The following is a 15,577-nucleotide window of genomic DNA, read 5'->3' on the forward strand; positions in this document are numbered from 1 at the left end:
GTCCAAGAAAGATACCGAGAAGTCAGTCGTTCCGCGGGTCCCACTCGTTCCACTCGCGCTCGACGAGGAAGTCGTCGAGTTTCCCCTTCGGATCCTCGAAGACGTGCGAGCCGTGGAAGACGAGCAGCGTGTCGAAGTCGTGGCCGAGCAGGTTATACAGGTTGAGTTCAGCGTCCTCGTGGTTGGCGTTGAAGAGCGCCGGCGGCGGGAGCAAATAACCGGCCGGAAGCCCGCCGCGGTCGGAGCCGTCCAGGGTGTCGCCGGAGATGAGGATGTCCCGGTCTTCCAAGAGGAGCGCCGAGGTCGCTTCGGTGTGGCCCGGGACCTGGATAACCCGGATGTTTCCGTCGAGTACGTCACCGTCCTCGTACGCGACGTCGGGCTCGATGTCGAGGCCGGCCTCCTCGAGGTGCTCGTACAGCTTCGATTCGTCGGCAGGCATCGCGAGTTCGGGATCGAACGCCTCGACCACGTGGGCGAGGCCGCCGTGGTGGCCGTGGTCGCCGTGGGTCAGGATGACCCGGTCGACGCGGCCGTACTCCGCTCGGAGTGTCTCGACGAGTTCCTCGCCGTTCTCGTCGAACGCGGTGTCGACGAGCGTAATTTCTCCCTCTTCAGGCATATCTTTGAGAACGAACACGCGCACGTGCTCGAACTGGATCTGGTCGATACCCTCGACAACGTTGCTGACGCTCATACGTGTTTCCGACTGCGATCTTATCCTATATAATTTTGTTGGAGACCGGCACTGGATTTCTCGGAATCCTCGCGTAGTACCAGCGGTGTCGGTTATCCGAACGGACTCCGATGGCCGACAATCTGTTTCAATGATGTCGAAAATTTATGGCCGCGTGAAGGCCTAAATTATAATCAGTAACATACGTACGTCTGTTACTTAACAGCCGATCCGAGGGTGAGGTTTCAACATTAGTAAAAATATTCATCGGTTACATCGGCTCAGAACCCGAGCGGGAACGATCAGCCGAAGGGTCCAGATTCGAGCGACAGCACTCGCCCCCGTTCGAGAGACCCCCGATCGACGAGGGCCGATGGGTTCCAGAGGATCCGTCGCACGTCCGTCCCGACTTCAGCCCCGAGACCGACCACGCCTCCGTGCCCGTGAAGCAGTCAGACTTCTCGTAGCGCCGGGATTCACCCACAGTCACAGCGGCGGGCGAGCGTTCGTTCGATCGATCGCGCGGCTCCGTACGAATGGAGGCGCACTCAGTCACAACCGCCACGAGGTTTCGGCAAAATGAAAATCGGGTGGCGAATTCGGACGGCGAGCACGGCGAATCCGATCTGGCGATGTCAGTCGACGTCCCCGTCGACAGCACCGACCTCGTCCTGGTGAGTCCCGGCTGTCACGTTACCGGCAACCCCCTGGCGACGCTCGCCCATTGGCTCCGCAACCGGGACCGAACGCGCACCGCCGATCGACGGTGGGCGTGCGGACCGCTCTAGGAAATTTATGCCGAAATAGATTTATTATATTATATATTTCATAAAATAAACTATGATAGTATAGTTCTCATATACACCGGGTATTTTAGAGTTTTATAGTTACTTCTACTATCGTATTTATTAGTAAATACGCTTATAGTAGTATTATTGTTATATAGGATACTAGATAAATAGGTGTCGAGTCTCTCGCGGCGATCGTACTCCCGATGGGCAAATTTATATGGCAAAGGATGCTATCGAGTGTCAATGAAAATTGACGGCTTCACTCTCGCGGCTACAACAAACGATCTCACACGGGAGGAGGAAGCCCGAGAGAAGGCGGACGTCATCGAGTTCCGGATGGACCAGGCGGAGGACCCGATCGCACAGCTCGAAGCGTACGACGGCGAACTACCGATCGTCGCGACGAACCGCAATCAGTGGTTCGGCGGAAAGGCCCGCGACACCGGACGTCTGGACACGCTCTTCGCGGCGTCTCGATTCGACGCTGTCACGTACGTCGACATCGAACTGGAGACGGCACGGGCGAAGGAGTGGATTCTCGAGGAGTTCCGCGACAACGACGTCGGCCTCATCATCTCGCATCACGACTTCGACTCGACACCGGACAAGGAGGTTCTCACGGCGATCATCGACCAGTGTGCGGGCTACGGCGACGTGGCGAAAGTCGCGGTCTACCCCGAGGACCTCTCGGACACGCTGACGCTTCTGACGGCGCTACACGAAGCCACCCAGGCCGGCATCGATGCCGCCGGTATCGCGATGGGCGAAACCGGGAGTCACACCCGCGTAGTCGGTCACATATACGGTTCCAAGCTCGGATACGCACCCCTCCTCGACGACGACAGCGAGTACGCACCCGGCCAGATTCCCCTCGGCAAGCTCAGGGCGCTCGTCGAATCGACCAGGATCGACGGCACGCAACTGGAACGCATCGAAGCTATCGAGGGCGACGTCTCCGTCCCCTCCGAACTGACGCTGCCGAACTGAGTAGCGAAGCGAGAGCGAGGCCCGTTACGCCCCCGCCGCGCCCGTGAGCGGTTCGACGACTCGCAGGTCTTTCTCCGCGGCGACGTCTCTGATCTTCTCGAGCACTACCTCGGTAGCGCCGCGTTCGGCCGCGATGTCGATACGGGCACTCGAGACGTTCGACGTCCCCTCCGGTGCCGCGACCGACAGGTCCGTCACGGTCGCGTTCGCAGACTCCTGAATCCGCGAGAGCGTATCCGAGAGGTCGGTATCGATGACGTGACCCGAGAGGATGACCGTCAGGCCCTCGCTGTAGCGCTCGGTGCCGGCCTGAATGACGTTGATCCCGGCGTCGCGGAGGCCGTCGATGATATTCTCGAAGCGGGCCGGCGTGGCCTCGACGTCGACTTCGACGGGGATGTGTCCGCGGGGCGTGACGTTGCCCCGCTCGTGGAAGATCGACAGGAGGTTCCCGCCGTTGTCCGCGATCGGGCGGAGCGACCGGAGGAGTTCGCCCGGCTCGTCGACCAACTCGAGGCGGAGCGTGTACGCGCGGACGTCCGTCTGGACGTCACTCATCGATGGATCGACCTCGGTTCGTCCGGTGCATACCCGACTCATCCCTCGGAAGCGAAATAAACGTACTGTCGGTCAGCAGATGAGTCGTCGCCGAGCGACAGAACGGGAACTCGAGTAGCGAGGCCCGAATCGCGTGGACGCGTTCGACGAACGAAACGCCTCAGTCCGGATTCCACCCCTCGGCGAGCGGGTCCATTTATATAAAAGGTTATGTTCACTTCCCCCGAGTATCACAGGTACACATATGTCAGACCGAACCCTTCAGGACGCACTCGACTCGGCGGCGAGCCCCGTCGACCTCCTCCGCGACCTCGGACTCGCGAGGTTCACCGACCTCCCGGACGAGTTCACCCACTGGATCGAAGAACAGCGAGCGTGGGCCGAAAGCGTCGCGTTCGCGGATCAGTCGTATCACATGACCGATCTGCGAATCGACGGCGTCGAGGCGATCGATCTCTACGCCAAGTACGCCGTCAACAACTTCGAGCAGTTCGACGTCGGGCAGGCGAAACAGCTCGTCGTCGCCAACCCCGACGGCTACCTCGTCGGCGACGCCATCCTCTTCCGGGAGGCCGAGGACTCGTTCCTGAGCGTGGGTGCCGCCGCGGCCCACAACTGGCTGATTTACCAGGCGGAAACGGGAGACTACGACGTCGAGACCGAGTATCAGCCCCGCCCCGTCGGAACGGGAGACGACCCCAACAACTTCCGGTATCAGGTACAGGGCCCCGACGCGGTCGCCGTGATGGAGGAAGCCATCGACGGCTCGATCCCGGACCTGGGCTTCTTCCGGTTCGAGGAGGTCTCGATAGATGGCAGCGACGCGTACCTCCTGCGACACGGAATGGCCGGCGAGGCCGGCTTCGAGTTCTGGGGCGACTGGGACGACGCCGACGCCGTCAGAGAAGCGATCCTCGACGCGGGCGAGGCGTACGACGTCCGTCGGCTCGGCTCGAAGAGCTACCAGAGCGCGAACACCGTCCTGGGCTGGCTCCCCCTCCCGGTCCCGGCGATCTACACCGGCGAGGAGATGAAGGACTTCAGAGAGTGGCTCTCCCTGCGGCGCGGCCTCATCTCGATCGGCGGGAGCTACGACTCCGACGACATCGAGGACTACTACGTCACGCCGATCGAGGTCGGCTACGATCACATCGTCGACTTCGATCACGACTTCGTCGGGCGGGAGGCCCTGGAAGCCGAAATCGACGATCCCGAGCGGAAGAAGGTGACGCTCGTCTGGAACGACGAGGACGTCGTCGACGTCTACGCCTCGCTGTTCCGCGAGGGCGAGACGAGCAAGTTTATGGATATGCCGGTCCCGCGCTCCTCGGCGTGTCACTACGACGAGGTGAAGAAAGACGGCGAGCTCGTCGGCGTCTCCAAGTGGATGAGCTACCTCTACAACCACCGGAAGATGCTGTCGCTCGCGCTCGTCGACACCGAGTACGCCGAACCCGGCACGGAGGTCACCCTCACCTGGGGCGAGGCCGACGGCAGCGAAAACAAGAGCGTCGAGCGCCACGAGCAGACCGAGATCCGGGCGACCGTCGCACCGGCACCGTACAAGCAGGATCGACGGTAACCCACGTCGAACAGTCGGTAGCGCGTGGTCTCCCATCGACGCATTTCGGGGCTAGTAGTCCGGTAGCGGTGCCGGGCCGCCGCGTTCCCGATACGCGATCTCGTCGGCCAGCTCACGCATAAACGGGTGGACGGTGTTGGCCATAAGCATCACCGGCTGCTCGGTGGCGAGCAGCCGGTCGAGAACGTCGCTCGCTGCCGTCTCGTCCGTGTCGTGTTCCGTAGCCGGGGCGTCCACTCGGCGGGCGAACACGCCGGTGTACGCGCCGCCGACGTGGACCCGATCGATGAGCCCCCGATCGGCGAGGATGTTCACGTACTGGACGAACGAGGCGGTTCTGCCGCGGCGGTCCCGACGGAGGAAGACGAACGGACAGACCAGTTCCGCGTTCTCACCCGATCCGACCAGCTGTCGGCGAAAGAGCTCCGTGCTCTCGATCTCGTTGACCTTCGCCGCGTTGAACACGCGGCCGCCGGGCAGCTCGGTCCACTCGGGTTGAATCGCGTCGAGCATCGATTCGAGTTCGGACTCCGGAAGCGGCGGTTCGTCGAGGTATCCGAGCACGTGGTTCAGCGCGTAGACCGTCTCCGACCCGATGAGGTCGCGGTGTCGCTCGGGCACGTCGACCTGTTCGATCGTCCCGCCCCGTGCGGTGATCTCCGATTCGAGGTAGTCGTGAATGACGCCGTGTTGTTCGCCGCTGATGACGTGACACCCCTCGGGGACCGATCGGGCGAACGAGCGAGCGATCGTCTGGCGGCGCTTTCCGAGCGTGTCGTTGTGGTCCTGCCGGACGTTGCAGAACAACAGTAGATCCGGTCTGAGGAACTGTTCGTTCACCATCCGCATCGTGTACTCGGTGATCGCTTGATTCTCCATCACGACGGCGTCGTCGTGACTCGTGATCGCCAGTTGCGGGAGGAACTCGCGGACGAGGTTGAGATTCTCGTACAGCGTCACGCGGGGACCCCGCCGCTGAATCGGGATCTTGCGCCCGTTGTGGTAGGAGGTCGGGTGGTCCCCCGTGATCTTCGTGTACGTGTCGTAGCCGCGGTCGGCGAGGATGGCTCCGAGTTGCTTCGCCGTCGAAGATTTCCCGCGAATCCCCGAGACGCTGATCCGAACGTCGGCATCTTCGAGCAGTTCGCGGTGTTCCGATCCCCGTCCGAAGAACGACTCCAGGCGGTCGCGAACCGTCGAGCCGCGAAGCAGTTGGCCGCCGTACGAGAGGGATCGGTCGAACAGGTCCATCAGCCCTCACCTCCGGAGAGGACCGACGCCGAGAGGACGTCTTCGTCGTCCGGTTTCGGGATTCGGAGTCGATAGGCGATCGCGAGGCAAAGCAGAACGACGATCCCCCCGACGACGACGTGGATCACCGTGAATTCCTGGAGCAACCCCCGCCTGAAGGGATCGACGACCGTCCGAATAAATAGCAGCATCCCGAGAAACGTCCCGAGCGCGAGGAACGGCTGCTGGCGGCGCTCAAGCGGCGGCGTCGTGTGGACCGCATACGCCATCACGCCCGCGATGACGCCGACGAAGAGCGCGGAGAAGCCGCGGATAATCGGCAGTTCCAGCGCGAGGAGCAGCGCCGCGACGGAACCCACACCACAGCCGAGACTCAACAACACGCGTCCGTACAGCAGGGTTCTGAGGTGGATCAGCCAGACGGCGACGACGGAGACGGCGAACGACAGGACGAACAGAGCCAACAGCCAGCGGCTGACCAGCGAAAACAGCGCGAGTAACGCCATCGAGATGATCCCGATTCGGATCCCGAACTCCCGGCGGACGAGTTCGGAGAGCGCCATCCCGACGACGAAGAACAGCACGATCGTCGAGCGGACGTCGATGTTCGGTGCCAGGTATCCGTCGACTACGGCCCCTCTGAGGGCGGCGATGTCGGAGGTCTCCGCGAACAGAACGAGCGGAGTCAAATCACCGAGCAGGCGGGCCGTCGAGGGGGCGATCAGCACGCCGCCCAACAGCACGAGTCCGACGATGAGACCGGCCGTGTAAAGCAGGTCCTGCCGCTGGTACTCCGGTTTCGTCTGGGCGACGTTATAAGCGGCCAGTCCGGGGAGGATGCTCCCGACGAAGACGAGCGGATTCACCTCGAGGAAGGCGGGCCGGAACGTCGCGAGCGCGAAGTAGCCGAGCATCGGCACGAGCGCCCCGCCCGCGAGCGCGACGAGGAACTCGTCGCGGCCGTAGACGAGGGTCCGTTCTTTCGCCTGCCACAGGATGAAGTAGGCGACGCCAGTGCTCAGAACGAACACCGGGAGGGTGGTGAAATCCTTGAGCGCGTACACCACGAGCGTCGGAACGAGGATGGCACCGCCGAGTCGCAGTCCTTTGGTTTGTGTCACAGCTGCGGTCAAAAAGAACCCGAGGATGGAGAGAATGCTCGCGACGATCACTGGTTGAACTATCCGTTAGCTCACGGGAAAATAAAGACTTGTGTAGACACGTCCCGATCGTCGCGTCCGAAGTCGTCCGTGACCGTTTCGGCCATAATCGGTGGAGAAAGTACCCTTCCCTAGTGCGTCAGAGAACGAACCCCGCGGGGCCGGGTCACCCCAACCGTTCCGGTGGGTTCAATCGGAGATGAACTTGTTGTCGCGCCAGTTCACGCCGCCCGAACCGTTGTCGTTCTTCGAGGGGTTCTCGACGACCTCGATGCTCGCCGGGCGCTCCTCGCCCTCGACGATTCGGTGGGCGGTGAGTTCGCCGTCGAGTTCGGTGATCGCGGTGAGTGTCCCCTTCTCCGCGAGCAGCGCGATCTCGCGCAGGACCAGGAACATCGGGTACTGCAGCGCGGTGTTCTGTAAGACGGTCTCGCGGTCGCCCTTGAAGCAGGCGAACTCGACGAGTTCGGAGGGGATTTCCTCCTCTTCTTCCTCCCAGCGGGGCGCGCCCGCTCGGGGCGGTTCCTCTTCGTAGACGCGGTTCTCCGTGATACTGGCTTTCAATTGCGCCGTCGGAGTGTACTTGCTCAGATTGTCCTCGGCCGCGACGGCCTTCAGGATGAGCGTGTTGTTCCGACGGGTCACCTCGACGTCCGTGACCTCGGGCGGCAGGTCCGGGTCACCGTTCAGGTACTCTTCGACCTCTTCGAGGGGCAATTCCAGTGTCGAGTGAAGTCGGTATACGCGGCCTGACATAGTTACTTTTTGAGTGGTACCCGTACGAGACGGACGCGACGCGACGTCGGTACCTGCGTAGTGGTAGGCACCGGGGCCTTATAGGGTCTACTCTTCGACTCTCGGAGCCGACCCGCACGCGAACCGAGCAGTCGAACGGTCGGCCGCGACGAGGCCCACCAGTCGCGTCCGTGGATCGTCGTTCCGGGCGGTCGTCGTTCGGTCCGCTTACGCCTGGAGCGTTTCGTCCAGTTCGTCTCGTTCGTCGAGTTCCGCCAGGATGTCGCTGCCGCCGACGAACTCGCCGTCGACGAACGTCTGCGGGATCGTCTCCCACCCGCTGTGGGATTCGAGCGCGCTCCGGTACCCATCGAGCGCGGGCAGGACGTCGACCGTCTCGAACTCCTCGACGTACTGGGAGATGAGGTTCACCGCGCGCTGGGAGTAGCCGCACTGCGGCATCAGCCGGTTCCCCTTCATAAACAGGACGACGTCGTTCGACTCGATGGCCTCGTCGACGCGCGCCTGCACTTCCTCCTCGCTCAGATCCGTACCGGGCTGGAACGTCATACTGCTCCGTAGGCGTCCGTCGGTGAAAGGGATTGCGTCGGATCGCGCCGACGCCGATCGCCCGATCGGTCCGCGTCAGGGCGTCACGGACGACGCCCACTCGACCTCCTCTCGCCGCCCGAATCAGTCGCTTCCGACGCGGACGACGTCGATGAGCGAGTACACCGGCACGCCCTCGATCTCGTCGACACCCTGTTTGTCGACGATGACGACGCAGGCGACGGGGTCGCCGCCCTCCTCGCGGATCGATCCGATCGTCTCCCGCATCGTCGTCCCCGAGGTGATGGTGTCGTCGACGACGTAGCACTCTCGATCCCTGATCTGCGCGAAGTTCCGCGAGAACGACCCACCGAGTTCGTCGATGTCGCCCTCTTCCCACTGGTGCTTCGCGGGCGCATACGAGCCGAGATCCGTATCCAACTCCATCGAGACGGTCGTCGCGAGCGGCGCGCCCGCCTTCTCGATACCGATCGTCAGATCGACCTCCTCGCCCTCCTTCACCAGGAGATCGGCCATCGCCCGACCGATGTGCGTGAGCCGGCTGGAATCGCGTCCGACGGCGCTCCAGTCGACGTGGATGTCGTGCGGACCGCTACTGTCGTCGCCCTTGCGACCGGTCGGCTCGGGGTCGCTCTCGTAGCTGTTCGATCCGCTGCGCTCGACGAGCCAACTCGCCGTCTCTCTGGAGACGTTCAGTTCGTCCGCAATCTCGCCCTTCGATAGCCCGCGCTCGGCGAGTTCCGAGGCGCTCGCGATGAGATCATCGACGTTCTTCATACGCGCTGAATTGGACGGCGGTTTTTATAGTGGTGTCGTCGTCGTCGAACGCCGCCGCGAACTCCTCGAGGTCGTACACGCCGGTGACCAGCGAGTCGAAGAACCACCCGGGGAGATCCGCGAGCGTCTCCGCGGCCGCCTCGAAGTGCCGCACGTTCGAGTTGACGCTGCCGACGAGCGCCTTGTTGTGTAACACGAACTCCTTGTGAAGCGCGCCGCCGTCGATGTCGAACTCCCACGGCTCCGGAACCCCGAGGAGCGCTCCGACGCCGTTCGGCGCGAGCGCCTCGATCGTCTCGAAGGCGTGCTTCGCATACCCCGTCGCCTCGAAGACGAAGTCCATCGGCTCGTGTTCGGCGGCGACCTCGGAGACGGGCGTCTCTCGGGAATCGACGTACGTCGCGCCGAGGTCCTCGATGATCTCGATCGTCGGATCCGGGCGGTCGCGGCGGCCGAGACAGTAGAGGCGGTCGAACTCCGAACGCTCCCGGAGCATCGCGAGCGTCAGCAGGCCGAGGCTCCCGTTCCCCAGGACGAGCGCGGATTCTGGCTCCCACGTGAACGACGAACGGGAGGCGGTCGCGAGTTCCATCGCCTTCTCGGCGACGGAGAGCGGTTCGACGAGAAATCCGATCTCGGCGATCGACTCGGGGATCGACACCAGATGCTCCTCGGGACTCGTGAAATACTCGGCCATGAATCCGTGCTTGCCGACGATCCCGCGCTCGTGGTACTCGCCCTCGGGGGCCATATCGGGTTCGCCACGCGCGAAGTACTCGTTTTCGCCGTTCGGCGGCCTTCGAACCGTCGGGACGACGATGTCGCCGGGAGAAAACCGCGTGCCGCCGGGGTCTTCGACGACGCCGACGGCCTCGTGACCGAGGACGAGGTGGTCGTCGCCCTCGGGTGGGCCGCCGTGGCTGCCGCCGACCACCTCGTGGTCGGTCCCGTCGACGCCCACGCGGAGCGTCCGGACGAGCGCCTCGCCGGTGGCGGGTTCGGGCCGCTCGGTTTCCACGACGACCGGCCGGTTCTCCCCGCGCTCGACTGCGATGGCTTGCATACGCTCCCGTAGCCGGCCACGGGATAAAACATTTATTTTATTCCGAGTTAATATTGATCGGGTCTACTCGCCGAGTTCGTCGACAAGTTCGTCGCCGACGCCGACGTACGTCTCGGGCGAGAGCGAGCGGAGCTCTTCTCTCACTGACTCGTCGACGTCGAGGTCGTCGAAGAGGTCGTAGAAATCGTCGAGCGTCACGTCGCGACCGCGCGTGAGCGCCTTGACCCGCTCGTAGGCCTCGGTGTCGCCCTCGCGCCGGAGAATCGTCTGGACGGCCTCGCCGATGAGTTCGGGGCGGGCTTCGAGTTCCTCCCGCATCACGACCTCGTTGGGGACGACCTTGCCCAGTCCGGTCTCCGTCTTGCCGTACCCGATCAGGCAGTGGGCGAACGCCGCACCGATGTTGCGCTTCACCGTCGAGTCCGAGAGGTCCCGCTGGAGTCGCGAGGTGGTGACGTAGTCCGCGAGGAACGTCAGATCCGAGTTGGCCTTCGAGAGGTTTCCCTCGCTGTTCTCGAAGTCGATCGGGTTCACCTTGTGCGGCATCGTCGAGGAGCCGGTCTCGCCCGCTTCGGCCTCCTGGCCGAGGTAGCGATCCGAGACGTAGAGCCAGACGTCGCGGTCGAGGTCGAGGAGGACGTTGTTGACGCCGCGGAGCGCGTCGAACAGCGCCGCGAGGTCGTCACAGGGGTTCACTTGGGTCGAGAGCGCGGTGTGTTCGAGGCCGAGATCGGAGACGAACGAGCGGGAGAACGCGCGCCAGTCCACCTCGGGATACGCCGCGGCGTGTGCCGCGTACGTCCCGGAGGCGCCGGCGAGTTTCCCCGAGAGGTCCTCGGCGGCGTCGACGACGCGGCCCATCGCGGTCCCGAGCCGTGCGGCGTAGACGGCCATCTCCTTGCCGAACGTCGTCGGCGTCGCGGGCTGCCCGTGCGTCCGAGCGAGCATCGGGGTGGACCGGTAGTCGTGGGCGAGATCGACGAGTTCGTCGCGAACGGCGGCGAGTGCCGGCACCAGCACGTCCTCGACTGCGGGCTTCACGAGGAGTCGGTGCGCGAGGTTGTTCACGTCCTCGGAGGTGAGACCGAAGTGGATCCACGGGTGGACGCGCTCGTCGGTCTCGGTCCGCAGGAAGTACTCGACGGCCTTCACGTCGTGGTTGGTCGCGCTGAAGCCTTCGGCTCCCTGCGTCTCCAGTCGCTTGATGAGCCGGGCGTCGTCGCCGTCGAAGTCCTCGACGACCGCGCGGAGGTCGTCGCGTTCGGTCTCCGAGAGCGACAGGGACACGGCGTCGAGGTCCGAAAGCGCGAGCAGATACTCCACCTCGACGCGGAGTCGCGCCCGCATCAGCGCCGCCTCGCTGGCGTACGGCACGAGGGGTTCAGTGCGACCGGCGTACCGGCCGTCGAGCGGCGAGACCGCCGCGAGCGGATCGGAACGGGAGAGGTCGTCCATACGCGGACTCTCCGCTGTGCGCTAAAAAAGCGTGTCGATGGTCGGAGCCGGCGAACACACTCCCGTGCATATTTCGGGGGTATCCGAGGGCACATTTTCGCGAAGATATCCGCAATAGTGCATATCTCCGTCGGGGAGACCGCAACTGACTTACTGCCTGCGCGAGGGCCCACGAGTATGACCAAGGTTGCCGGCCTGGCGAGCAATCGCGGACGGAATCTCCGACACATCGACGACAGACGCCCCGGCGGCGCGGAACTCGCGGTCGTCCTCTCGAACCACGAGGGGGCTCCGATTCTCGACGCTGCGACGGAGCGCGGGATCCCGACCGAGGTCGTCGCGCGAGAGGAGGGCGAATCCCGCGAGTCACACGAGCGGCGGATCCTCGACGCGCTGTCGAGTTACGACTTCGACCTCGTCTGTCTGGACGGTTATATGCGGATCCTCACGGAGACGTTTCTGGACGCGACGCCGACGACGCTGAACGTCCATCCCTCCTTGCTCCCCGCGTTCCCCGGCGACGACGCCCACGAGCAGGTGCTCGACGCCGGCGTCAGCGTCACCGGCTGTACCGTCCACCTCGTCACCGAAGAAGTCGACGCAGGTCCGATCGTCACCCAGGAGTCGGTCCCGGTCTACGCCGACGACGACGGCGATTCGCTGAAGCGCCGCGTCCTTCACGACGCCGAGTTCACCGCGTATCCGCGTGCCGTCCGGTGGTTCGCTCAAGACCGACTCCACGTCGACGAGCGCGAGGCCGACGACGGCACGGAACTGACGGTCGCGGTCGACGGCGACGACGGCGGCGACTTCCCGGAGCGACGCGTCATCTCCGACGACCGATACGCGACGCTTCGCTACGGCGAGAACCCGCATCAGGACGCAGCCGTCTACGCCGACGCGGCGGCCGAGGAGGCGAGCGTCGTCGACGCGCCGCAGCTGAACGAGGGTGCGAAAGGGCTGTCGTACAACAACTACAACGACGCGGACGCCGCGCTGAACCTCATCAAGGAGTTCGACGAACCGGCCGCGGCGGTGATCAAGCACACCAACCCGGCCGGCTGTGCGACGGCCGACACGCTCGCGACCGCCTACGCCGACGCGCTCGCGACCGACCCGATGAGCGCCTTCGGCGGCATCGTCGCGCTGAACCGCGAGTGCGACGCCGCCACGGCCGAGGGGATTGTCGACTCGTTCAAGGAGGTCGTCGTCGCGCCGGGCTACACCGACGCCGCGCTCGACGTCCTCCGTGAGAAAGACGACTTGCGCGTCCTCGACGTCGGCAGCCTCGACGAACGGACGGATCGACTGACTGAGAAGCCGCTCGTCGGGGGACGACTCGTCCAAGAGCGCGACCTCTGGGCTCCGACCCGCGACGACGTCGAGGTCGTCACCGACACCGGACCGACCGACGAACAGCTGGAGACGATGCTGTTCGCCTGGAAGGTGCTGAAACACGTCAAGTCGAACGGCATCGTGTTCGCAGACGGTACCGAGACCGTCGGCGTCGGGATGGGTCAGGTCTCCAGGGTCGACGCGGTCAAGCTGGCCGCGATGAAGGCCGAATCAGACGCCGAGGGCAAGAGCGCGGCGGGGGCCGTGATGGCGTCTGATGCCTTCTTCCCGTTCCCCGACGCCGTCGAGGAGGCCGCCGACGCCGGCGTCGAGGCGGTCATCCAACCCGGTGGCTCGGTGAACGACGAGGACGTCATCGCCGCCTGCGACGAGCGCGGGATCCCGATGGTGTTCACTGGGCGGCGGTGCTTCAGACACGATTGAGCGGAGTGAAATCTGTCTGAAGCTCGTGACGAGCAGTGCGAGTCTCACGCGACTTTAGACACGACTGAACGGAGCGAAGGAGTGTCTAAAGCTCACGGCAGAGCGGAGCGCGACGCCGAACGGTCACACGACTGAGCGAGGGGAGGAGTCGGCACCTAGGTCGTTGCGGCCGCGACGCTATTGACCGGCGAAAGGGCGAACAGTCGGCACACCGCCGGCGACGACATCCTCACAGCGCCGTCGCCCGTATCCCGCGTCGACGCGCCGAACGACCGCAGCCCGACGCGGGGCGATTCTCAGATCACGCCGGGCCTGGTCCCGTAATCGGATATAAACCCACGTCGAGGGGAGAATGCGAACAGCCGGGCCCCGTTACTCGCCAGTCATCCGGACGACCATAATCGGCGTGTCGGTGTTTTCGACGACGCGCTCGGTGACGCTGCCGAGATTCGCGAGTTTGTCGCGGCCGGAACGACCGTGCGTTCCCATCACGATCAGATCCATCCCGCTTTCGTCGGCGTAATCGAGGATGGCCCGATAGGGGATCCCATCGCGAACTGTCGTCGTGCACTCGACGCCGGCCTCTGCCGCCGCGTCGGCGACGCGCTCGACCGCCGTCTGCGCGTCCGCCTGCATCGTCTCTTTGAGTTCCTCCTTCTGGTCCTCGCCCGCGGCCAGGTAGAGTCGCCTGTCGACGACCGAGAGCGCGTGAATCGTCGCGTCCCGCGTCGACGCGATATCGAGGGCGTGTTCGAGCGCCTGCATCGTGCCGTCGCTGCCGTCGGTGGGAACGAGTACGTGCTCGTACATCTCGACTCGCCTTTCGTTCGGCACCCTCTTGAACGGTCCCCCGATTCCCGCCCGGCGAGTTCTCCCAGCCGCACCCCGCTCGCCGCCAGCCGAGAGTATATTTCGCCGCCGGTTCAAGAGAGACCCGTGTGCACACTGACACTCGCCTGGTGCGTGTTCGAGGACGCGCCGGTCGTCGTCGCGGCCAACCGCGACGAACTGCTGGATCGGGAGTCGGAACCGCCCGCAGTCCGAGCGGGCGACCCGTCGTTCGTCGCGCCGCGCGACGCCGCGGCCGGGGGCACGTGGATCGGCTACAACGAGGCCGGCGTCTTCGCGGGGATCACGAACCGCTGGGTCGACGTCCCCGACGGCGGCGAGCGCTCACGAGGGCTGTTGGTCCGCGACGCGCTCGGAGCCCAGAGCGCCGACGAAGCACGCGAACTGGTCGAAGACGCCGTCGCCGCGGACACGTACGACGGATTCAATCTCGTCGTCGCCGAGCGGACGGGCCGCGAGCGGAGGAAGTCGACGTCGTCGCCGGCCTCGGCCGCCGCGTCGGCTCCGATCTCGCCGACCGCGTACCTCTTCGAGTGGGACGGCGACCTCCGCGTTCGCGAGCTCGACCCGGGCGTCCACGTCGTCGTCAACGTCGGTCTCGACGGCGAGTCCCTCGATTCGCCGTATCCCGAGCGGGGGGCTGAACAGGCGCGCGACGCCGAGCGGGTTCGCGAGGCGCTGTCGCCGCGCCCGGACGAATCGGCGTCGGAGTGGCGCGACCGCGCCGCCGCCGTCCTCGGAGACCACGAGTACGGCGTCTGCGTCCACGAGCCCGACCGGGGGTTCGGCACGCGATCGTCGTCGCTACTGACGCTGTTCAGAAGCGGCGACGCCGACTTCCGGTTCGCCGACGGCCCACCGTGTGAGACCGCGTTCCGGCCGGTCGAAGGCCAAATTTAAACGAGTCGCGGGCCTCGTGAGGAGTATGAGCGCAGGCGCTGCCGAAGCAGACCTCTCGGGGGACGAACTCGAAGCACTGGAACTCATCCGAGAGACGGGTGGCATCCACCAGAGCGACTTCTGGAAGGAACTCGACATCTCCTCGCGAAAGGGGAGTCGAATCGCCGAGAAACTCGCGGACCTCGGCCTCATCGAACGCGAGGAGACGGTCTACGACGGCCACAACACCTACCACCTCGAACCCGCGCCGCGCGATCTGGACTTCTCGCTTTTGATGGCGGGCGATATGCTGTCGCCGTTCATCGGCGAGGAGGAGGTCAACCACAACAGCGACGCGTTCTCCCAGTGGCTGATGAACCTCGCATACGAGGAGTAGTAGACACTCTCGCCTCCGGGGACTGACGCGGCATCCGGAACCGGTTCGACGACGGCCTCCGGACGATC

General features: G+C 64.6%; 16 protein-coding genes. 6 read left to right on the forward strand and 10 right to left on the reverse strand.

Annotation, left to right across the window (positions count from 1 at the left end; all coding sequences use genetic code 11):
- Window positions 1–22: 22 nt before the first annotated feature.
- Window positions 23–697 (reverse strand): MBL fold metallo-hydrolase, encoded by a 675-nt coding sequence (locus NO876_RS06410; RefSeq protein WP_256420853.1) that lies wholly within the window; start codon window positions 695–697, stop codon window positions 23–25.
- A 569-nt stretch (window positions 698–1,266) separates the two neighbouring features.
- Here NO876_RS06410 and NO876_RS06415 point away from each other — a divergent pair.
- Both NO876_RS06415 and NO876_RS06420 read left to right on the forward strand, forming a co-directional pair.
- On the forward strand, window positions 1,267–1,464 hold the full coding sequence (locus NO876_RS06415) for a hypothetical protein (protein WP_256420854.1): 198 nt from the start codon (window positions 1,267–1,269) through the stop codon (window positions 1,462–1,464).
- A 339-nt stretch (window positions 1,465–1,803) separates the two neighbouring features.
- A complete protein-coding gene (locus NO876_RS06420; RefSeq protein ID WP_390277669.1) occupies window positions 1,804–2,454 on the forward strand; it encodes a type I 3-dehydroquinate dehydratase in 651 nt (216 codons plus the stop codon).
- A gap of 24 nt (window positions 2,455–2,478) precedes the next feature.
- Here NO876_RS06420 and NO876_RS06425 read toward each other — a convergent pair whose 3' ends face one another.
- The gene (locus NO876_RS06425; protein ID WP_256420856.1) at window positions 2,479–3,012 is read right to left on the reverse strand and encodes an NADH-quinone oxidoreductase subunit E; all 534 of its coding nucleotides are present in this window, start codon (window positions 3,010–3,012) and stop codon (window positions 2,479–2,481) included.
- A gap of 244 nt (window positions 3,013–3,256) precedes the next feature.
- Here NO876_RS06425 and NO876_RS06430 point away from each other — a divergent pair, with 244 nt between their 5' ends.
- Window positions 3,257–4,594: a hypothetical protein gene (locus tag NO876_RS06430; protein WP_256420857.1), complete on the forward strand. Its 1,338-nt coding sequence runs from the start codon at window positions 3,257–3,259 to the stop codon at window positions 4,592–4,594.
- A gap of 51 nt (window positions 4,595–4,645) precedes the next feature.
- Here the strand turns inward: NO876_RS06430 and NO876_RS06435 are convergent, their stop codons facing one another.
- The 7 genes from NO876_RS06435 to purB all read right to left on the reverse strand — a co-directional run bounded on the left by NO876_RS06435 (window position 4,646) and on the right by purB (window position 11,605).
- A complete protein-coding gene (locus NO876_RS06435; protein ID WP_256420858.1) occupies window positions 4,646–5,845 on the reverse strand; it encodes a Mur ligase in 1,200 nt (399 codons plus the stop codon).
- Complete coding sequence (locus NO876_RS06440) at window positions 5,845–7,017, reverse strand: poly-gamma-glutamate biosynthesis protein PgsC/CapC (protein WP_256420859.1); 1,173 nt, start codon at window positions 7,015–7,017, stop codon at window positions 5,845–5,847. Before NO876_RS06440 ends, NO876_RS06435 begins: the two co-directional genes overlap by 1 nt.
- Window positions 7,018–7,194: 177 nt before the next feature.
- A complete protein-coding gene (locus tag NO876_RS06445; protein WP_256420860.1) occupies window positions 7,195–7,761 on the reverse strand; it encodes a DUF7110 family protein in 567 nt (188 codons plus the stop codon).
- Window positions 7,762–7,968: 207 nt separating this feature from the next.
- Complete coding sequence (locus tag NO876_RS06450) at window positions 7,969–8,310, reverse strand: glutaredoxin family protein (RefSeq protein ID WP_256420861.1); 342 nt, start codon at window positions 8,308–8,310, stop codon at window positions 7,969–7,971.
- Window positions 8,311–8,433: 123 nt separating this feature from the next.
- Window positions 8,434–9,087 carry a transcriptional regulator GfcR gene (gene gfcR / locus NO876_RS06455; protein ID WP_256420862.1) on the reverse strand — a complete coding sequence of 218 codons (654 nt, stop codon included), beginning with the start codon at window positions 9,085–9,087 and terminating at the stop codon, window positions 8,434–8,436.
- Window positions 9,071–10,150: a glucose 1-dehydrogenase gene (locus tag NO876_RS06460; RefSeq protein ID WP_256420863.1), complete on the reverse strand. Its 1,080-nt coding sequence runs from the start codon at window positions 10,148–10,150 to the stop codon at window positions 9,071–9,073. Before NO876_RS06460 ends, gfcR begins: the two co-directional genes overlap by 17 nt.
- A gap of 63 nt (window positions 10,151–10,213) precedes the next feature.
- Window positions 10,214–11,605 (reverse strand): adenylosuccinate lyase, encoded by a 1,392-nt coding sequence (gene purB / locus NO876_RS06465; protein ID WP_256420864.1) that lies wholly within the window; start codon window positions 11,603–11,605, stop codon window positions 10,214–10,216.
- A 177-nt stretch (window positions 11,606–11,782) separates the two neighbouring features.
- On the opposite strand from purB, the gene purH reads away from it, so the two are divergent.
- A complete protein-coding gene (gene purH / locus NO876_RS06470) occupies window positions 11,783–13,384 on the forward strand; it encodes a bifunctional phosphoribosylaminoimidazolecarboxamide formyltransferase/IMP cyclohydrolase (RefSeq protein WP_256420865.1) in 1,602 nt (533 codons plus the stop codon).
- Between the two features lie 372 nt (window positions 13,385–13,756).
- On the opposite strand, the gene NO876_RS06475 is transcribed toward purH, so the two are convergent.
- The gene (locus NO876_RS06475; RefSeq protein WP_256420866.1) at window positions 13,757–14,194 is read right to left on the reverse strand and encodes a universal stress protein; all 438 of its coding nucleotides are present in this window, start codon (window positions 14,192–14,194) and stop codon (window positions 13,757–13,759) included.
- A 126-nt stretch (window positions 14,195–14,320) separates the two neighbouring features.
- Between NO876_RS06475 and NO876_RS06480 the strand changes: the two genes are divergently transcribed.
- Together NO876_RS06480 and NO876_RS06485 are read left to right on the forward strand one after the other, a co-directional pair.
- Window positions 14,321–15,133, forward strand: a complete 813-nt coding sequence (locus tag NO876_RS06480; protein ID WP_256420867.1) for an NRDE family protein — start codon at window positions 14,321–14,323, stop codon at window positions 15,131–15,133.
- A 25-nt stretch (window positions 15,134–15,158) separates the two neighbouring features.
- Window positions 15,159–15,509, forward strand: a complete 351-nt coding sequence (locus NO876_RS06485; RefSeq protein ID WP_256420868.1) for a helix-turn-helix transcriptional regulator — start codon at window positions 15,159–15,161, stop codon at window positions 15,507–15,509.
- Window positions 15,510–15,577: the final 68 nt, after the last annotated feature.

The sequence above is a fragment of the Halobellus rarus genome, assembly GCF_024494595.1.
Classification (GTDB): Archaea; Halobacteriota; Halobacteria; order Halobacteriales; family Haloferacaceae; genus Haloquadratum; species Haloquadratum rarum.

Excerpts from the sequence above, each read along its gene's own strand:
- NO876_RS06410 (WP_256420853.1), bottom strand. The coding sequence starts at position 697 with ATGAGCGTCAGCAACGTTGTCGAGGGTATCGACCAGATCCAGTTCGAG.
- NO876_RS06420 (WP_390277669.1), top strand. The coding sequence starts at position 1,804 with ATGGACCAGGCGGAGGACCCGATCGCACAGCTCGAAGCGTACGACGGC.
- NO876_RS06425 (WP_256420856.1), bottom strand. The coding sequence starts at position 3,012 with ATGAGTGACGTCCAGACGGACGTCCGCGCGTACACGCTCCGCCTCGAG.
- NO876_RS06430 (WP_256420857.1), top strand. The coding sequence starts at position 3,257 with ATGTCAGACCGAACCCTTCAGGACGCACTCGACTCGGCGGCGAGCCCC.
- NO876_RS06435 (WP_256420858.1), bottom strand. The coding sequence starts at position 5,845 with ATGGACCTGTTCGACCGATCCCTCTCGTACGGCGGCCAACTGCTTCGC.
- NO876_RS06445 (WP_256420860.1), bottom strand. The coding sequence starts at position 7,761 with ATGTCAGGCCGCGTATACCGACTTCACTCGACACTGGAATTGCCCCTC.
- NO876_RS06450 (WP_256420861.1), bottom strand. The coding sequence starts at position 8,310 with ATGACGTTCCAGCCCGGTACGGATCTGAGCGAGGAGGAAGTGCAGGCG.
- gfcR (WP_256420862.1), bottom strand. The coding sequence starts at position 9,087 with ATGAAGAACGTCGATGATCTCATCGCGAGCGCCTCGGAACTCGCCGAG.
- NO876_RS06460 (WP_256420863.1), bottom strand. The coding sequence starts at position 10,150 with ATGCAAGCCATCGCAGTCGAGCGCGGGGAGAACCGGCCGGTCGTCGTG.
- purB (WP_256420864.1), bottom strand. The coding sequence starts at position 11,605 with ATGGACGACCTCTCCCGTTCCGATCCGCTCGCGGCGGTCTCGCCGCTC.
- purH (WP_256420865.1), top strand. The coding sequence starts at position 11,783 with ATGACCAAGGTTGCCGGCCTGGCGAGCAATCGCGGACGGAATCTCCGA.
- NO876_RS06475 (WP_256420866.1), bottom strand. The coding sequence starts at position 14,194 with ATGTACGAGCACGTACTCGTTCCCACCGACGGCAGCGACGGCACGATG.
- NO876_RS06485 (WP_256420868.1), top strand. The coding sequence starts at position 15,159 with ATGAGCGCAGGCGCTGCCGAAGCAGACCTCTCGGGGGACGAACTCGAA.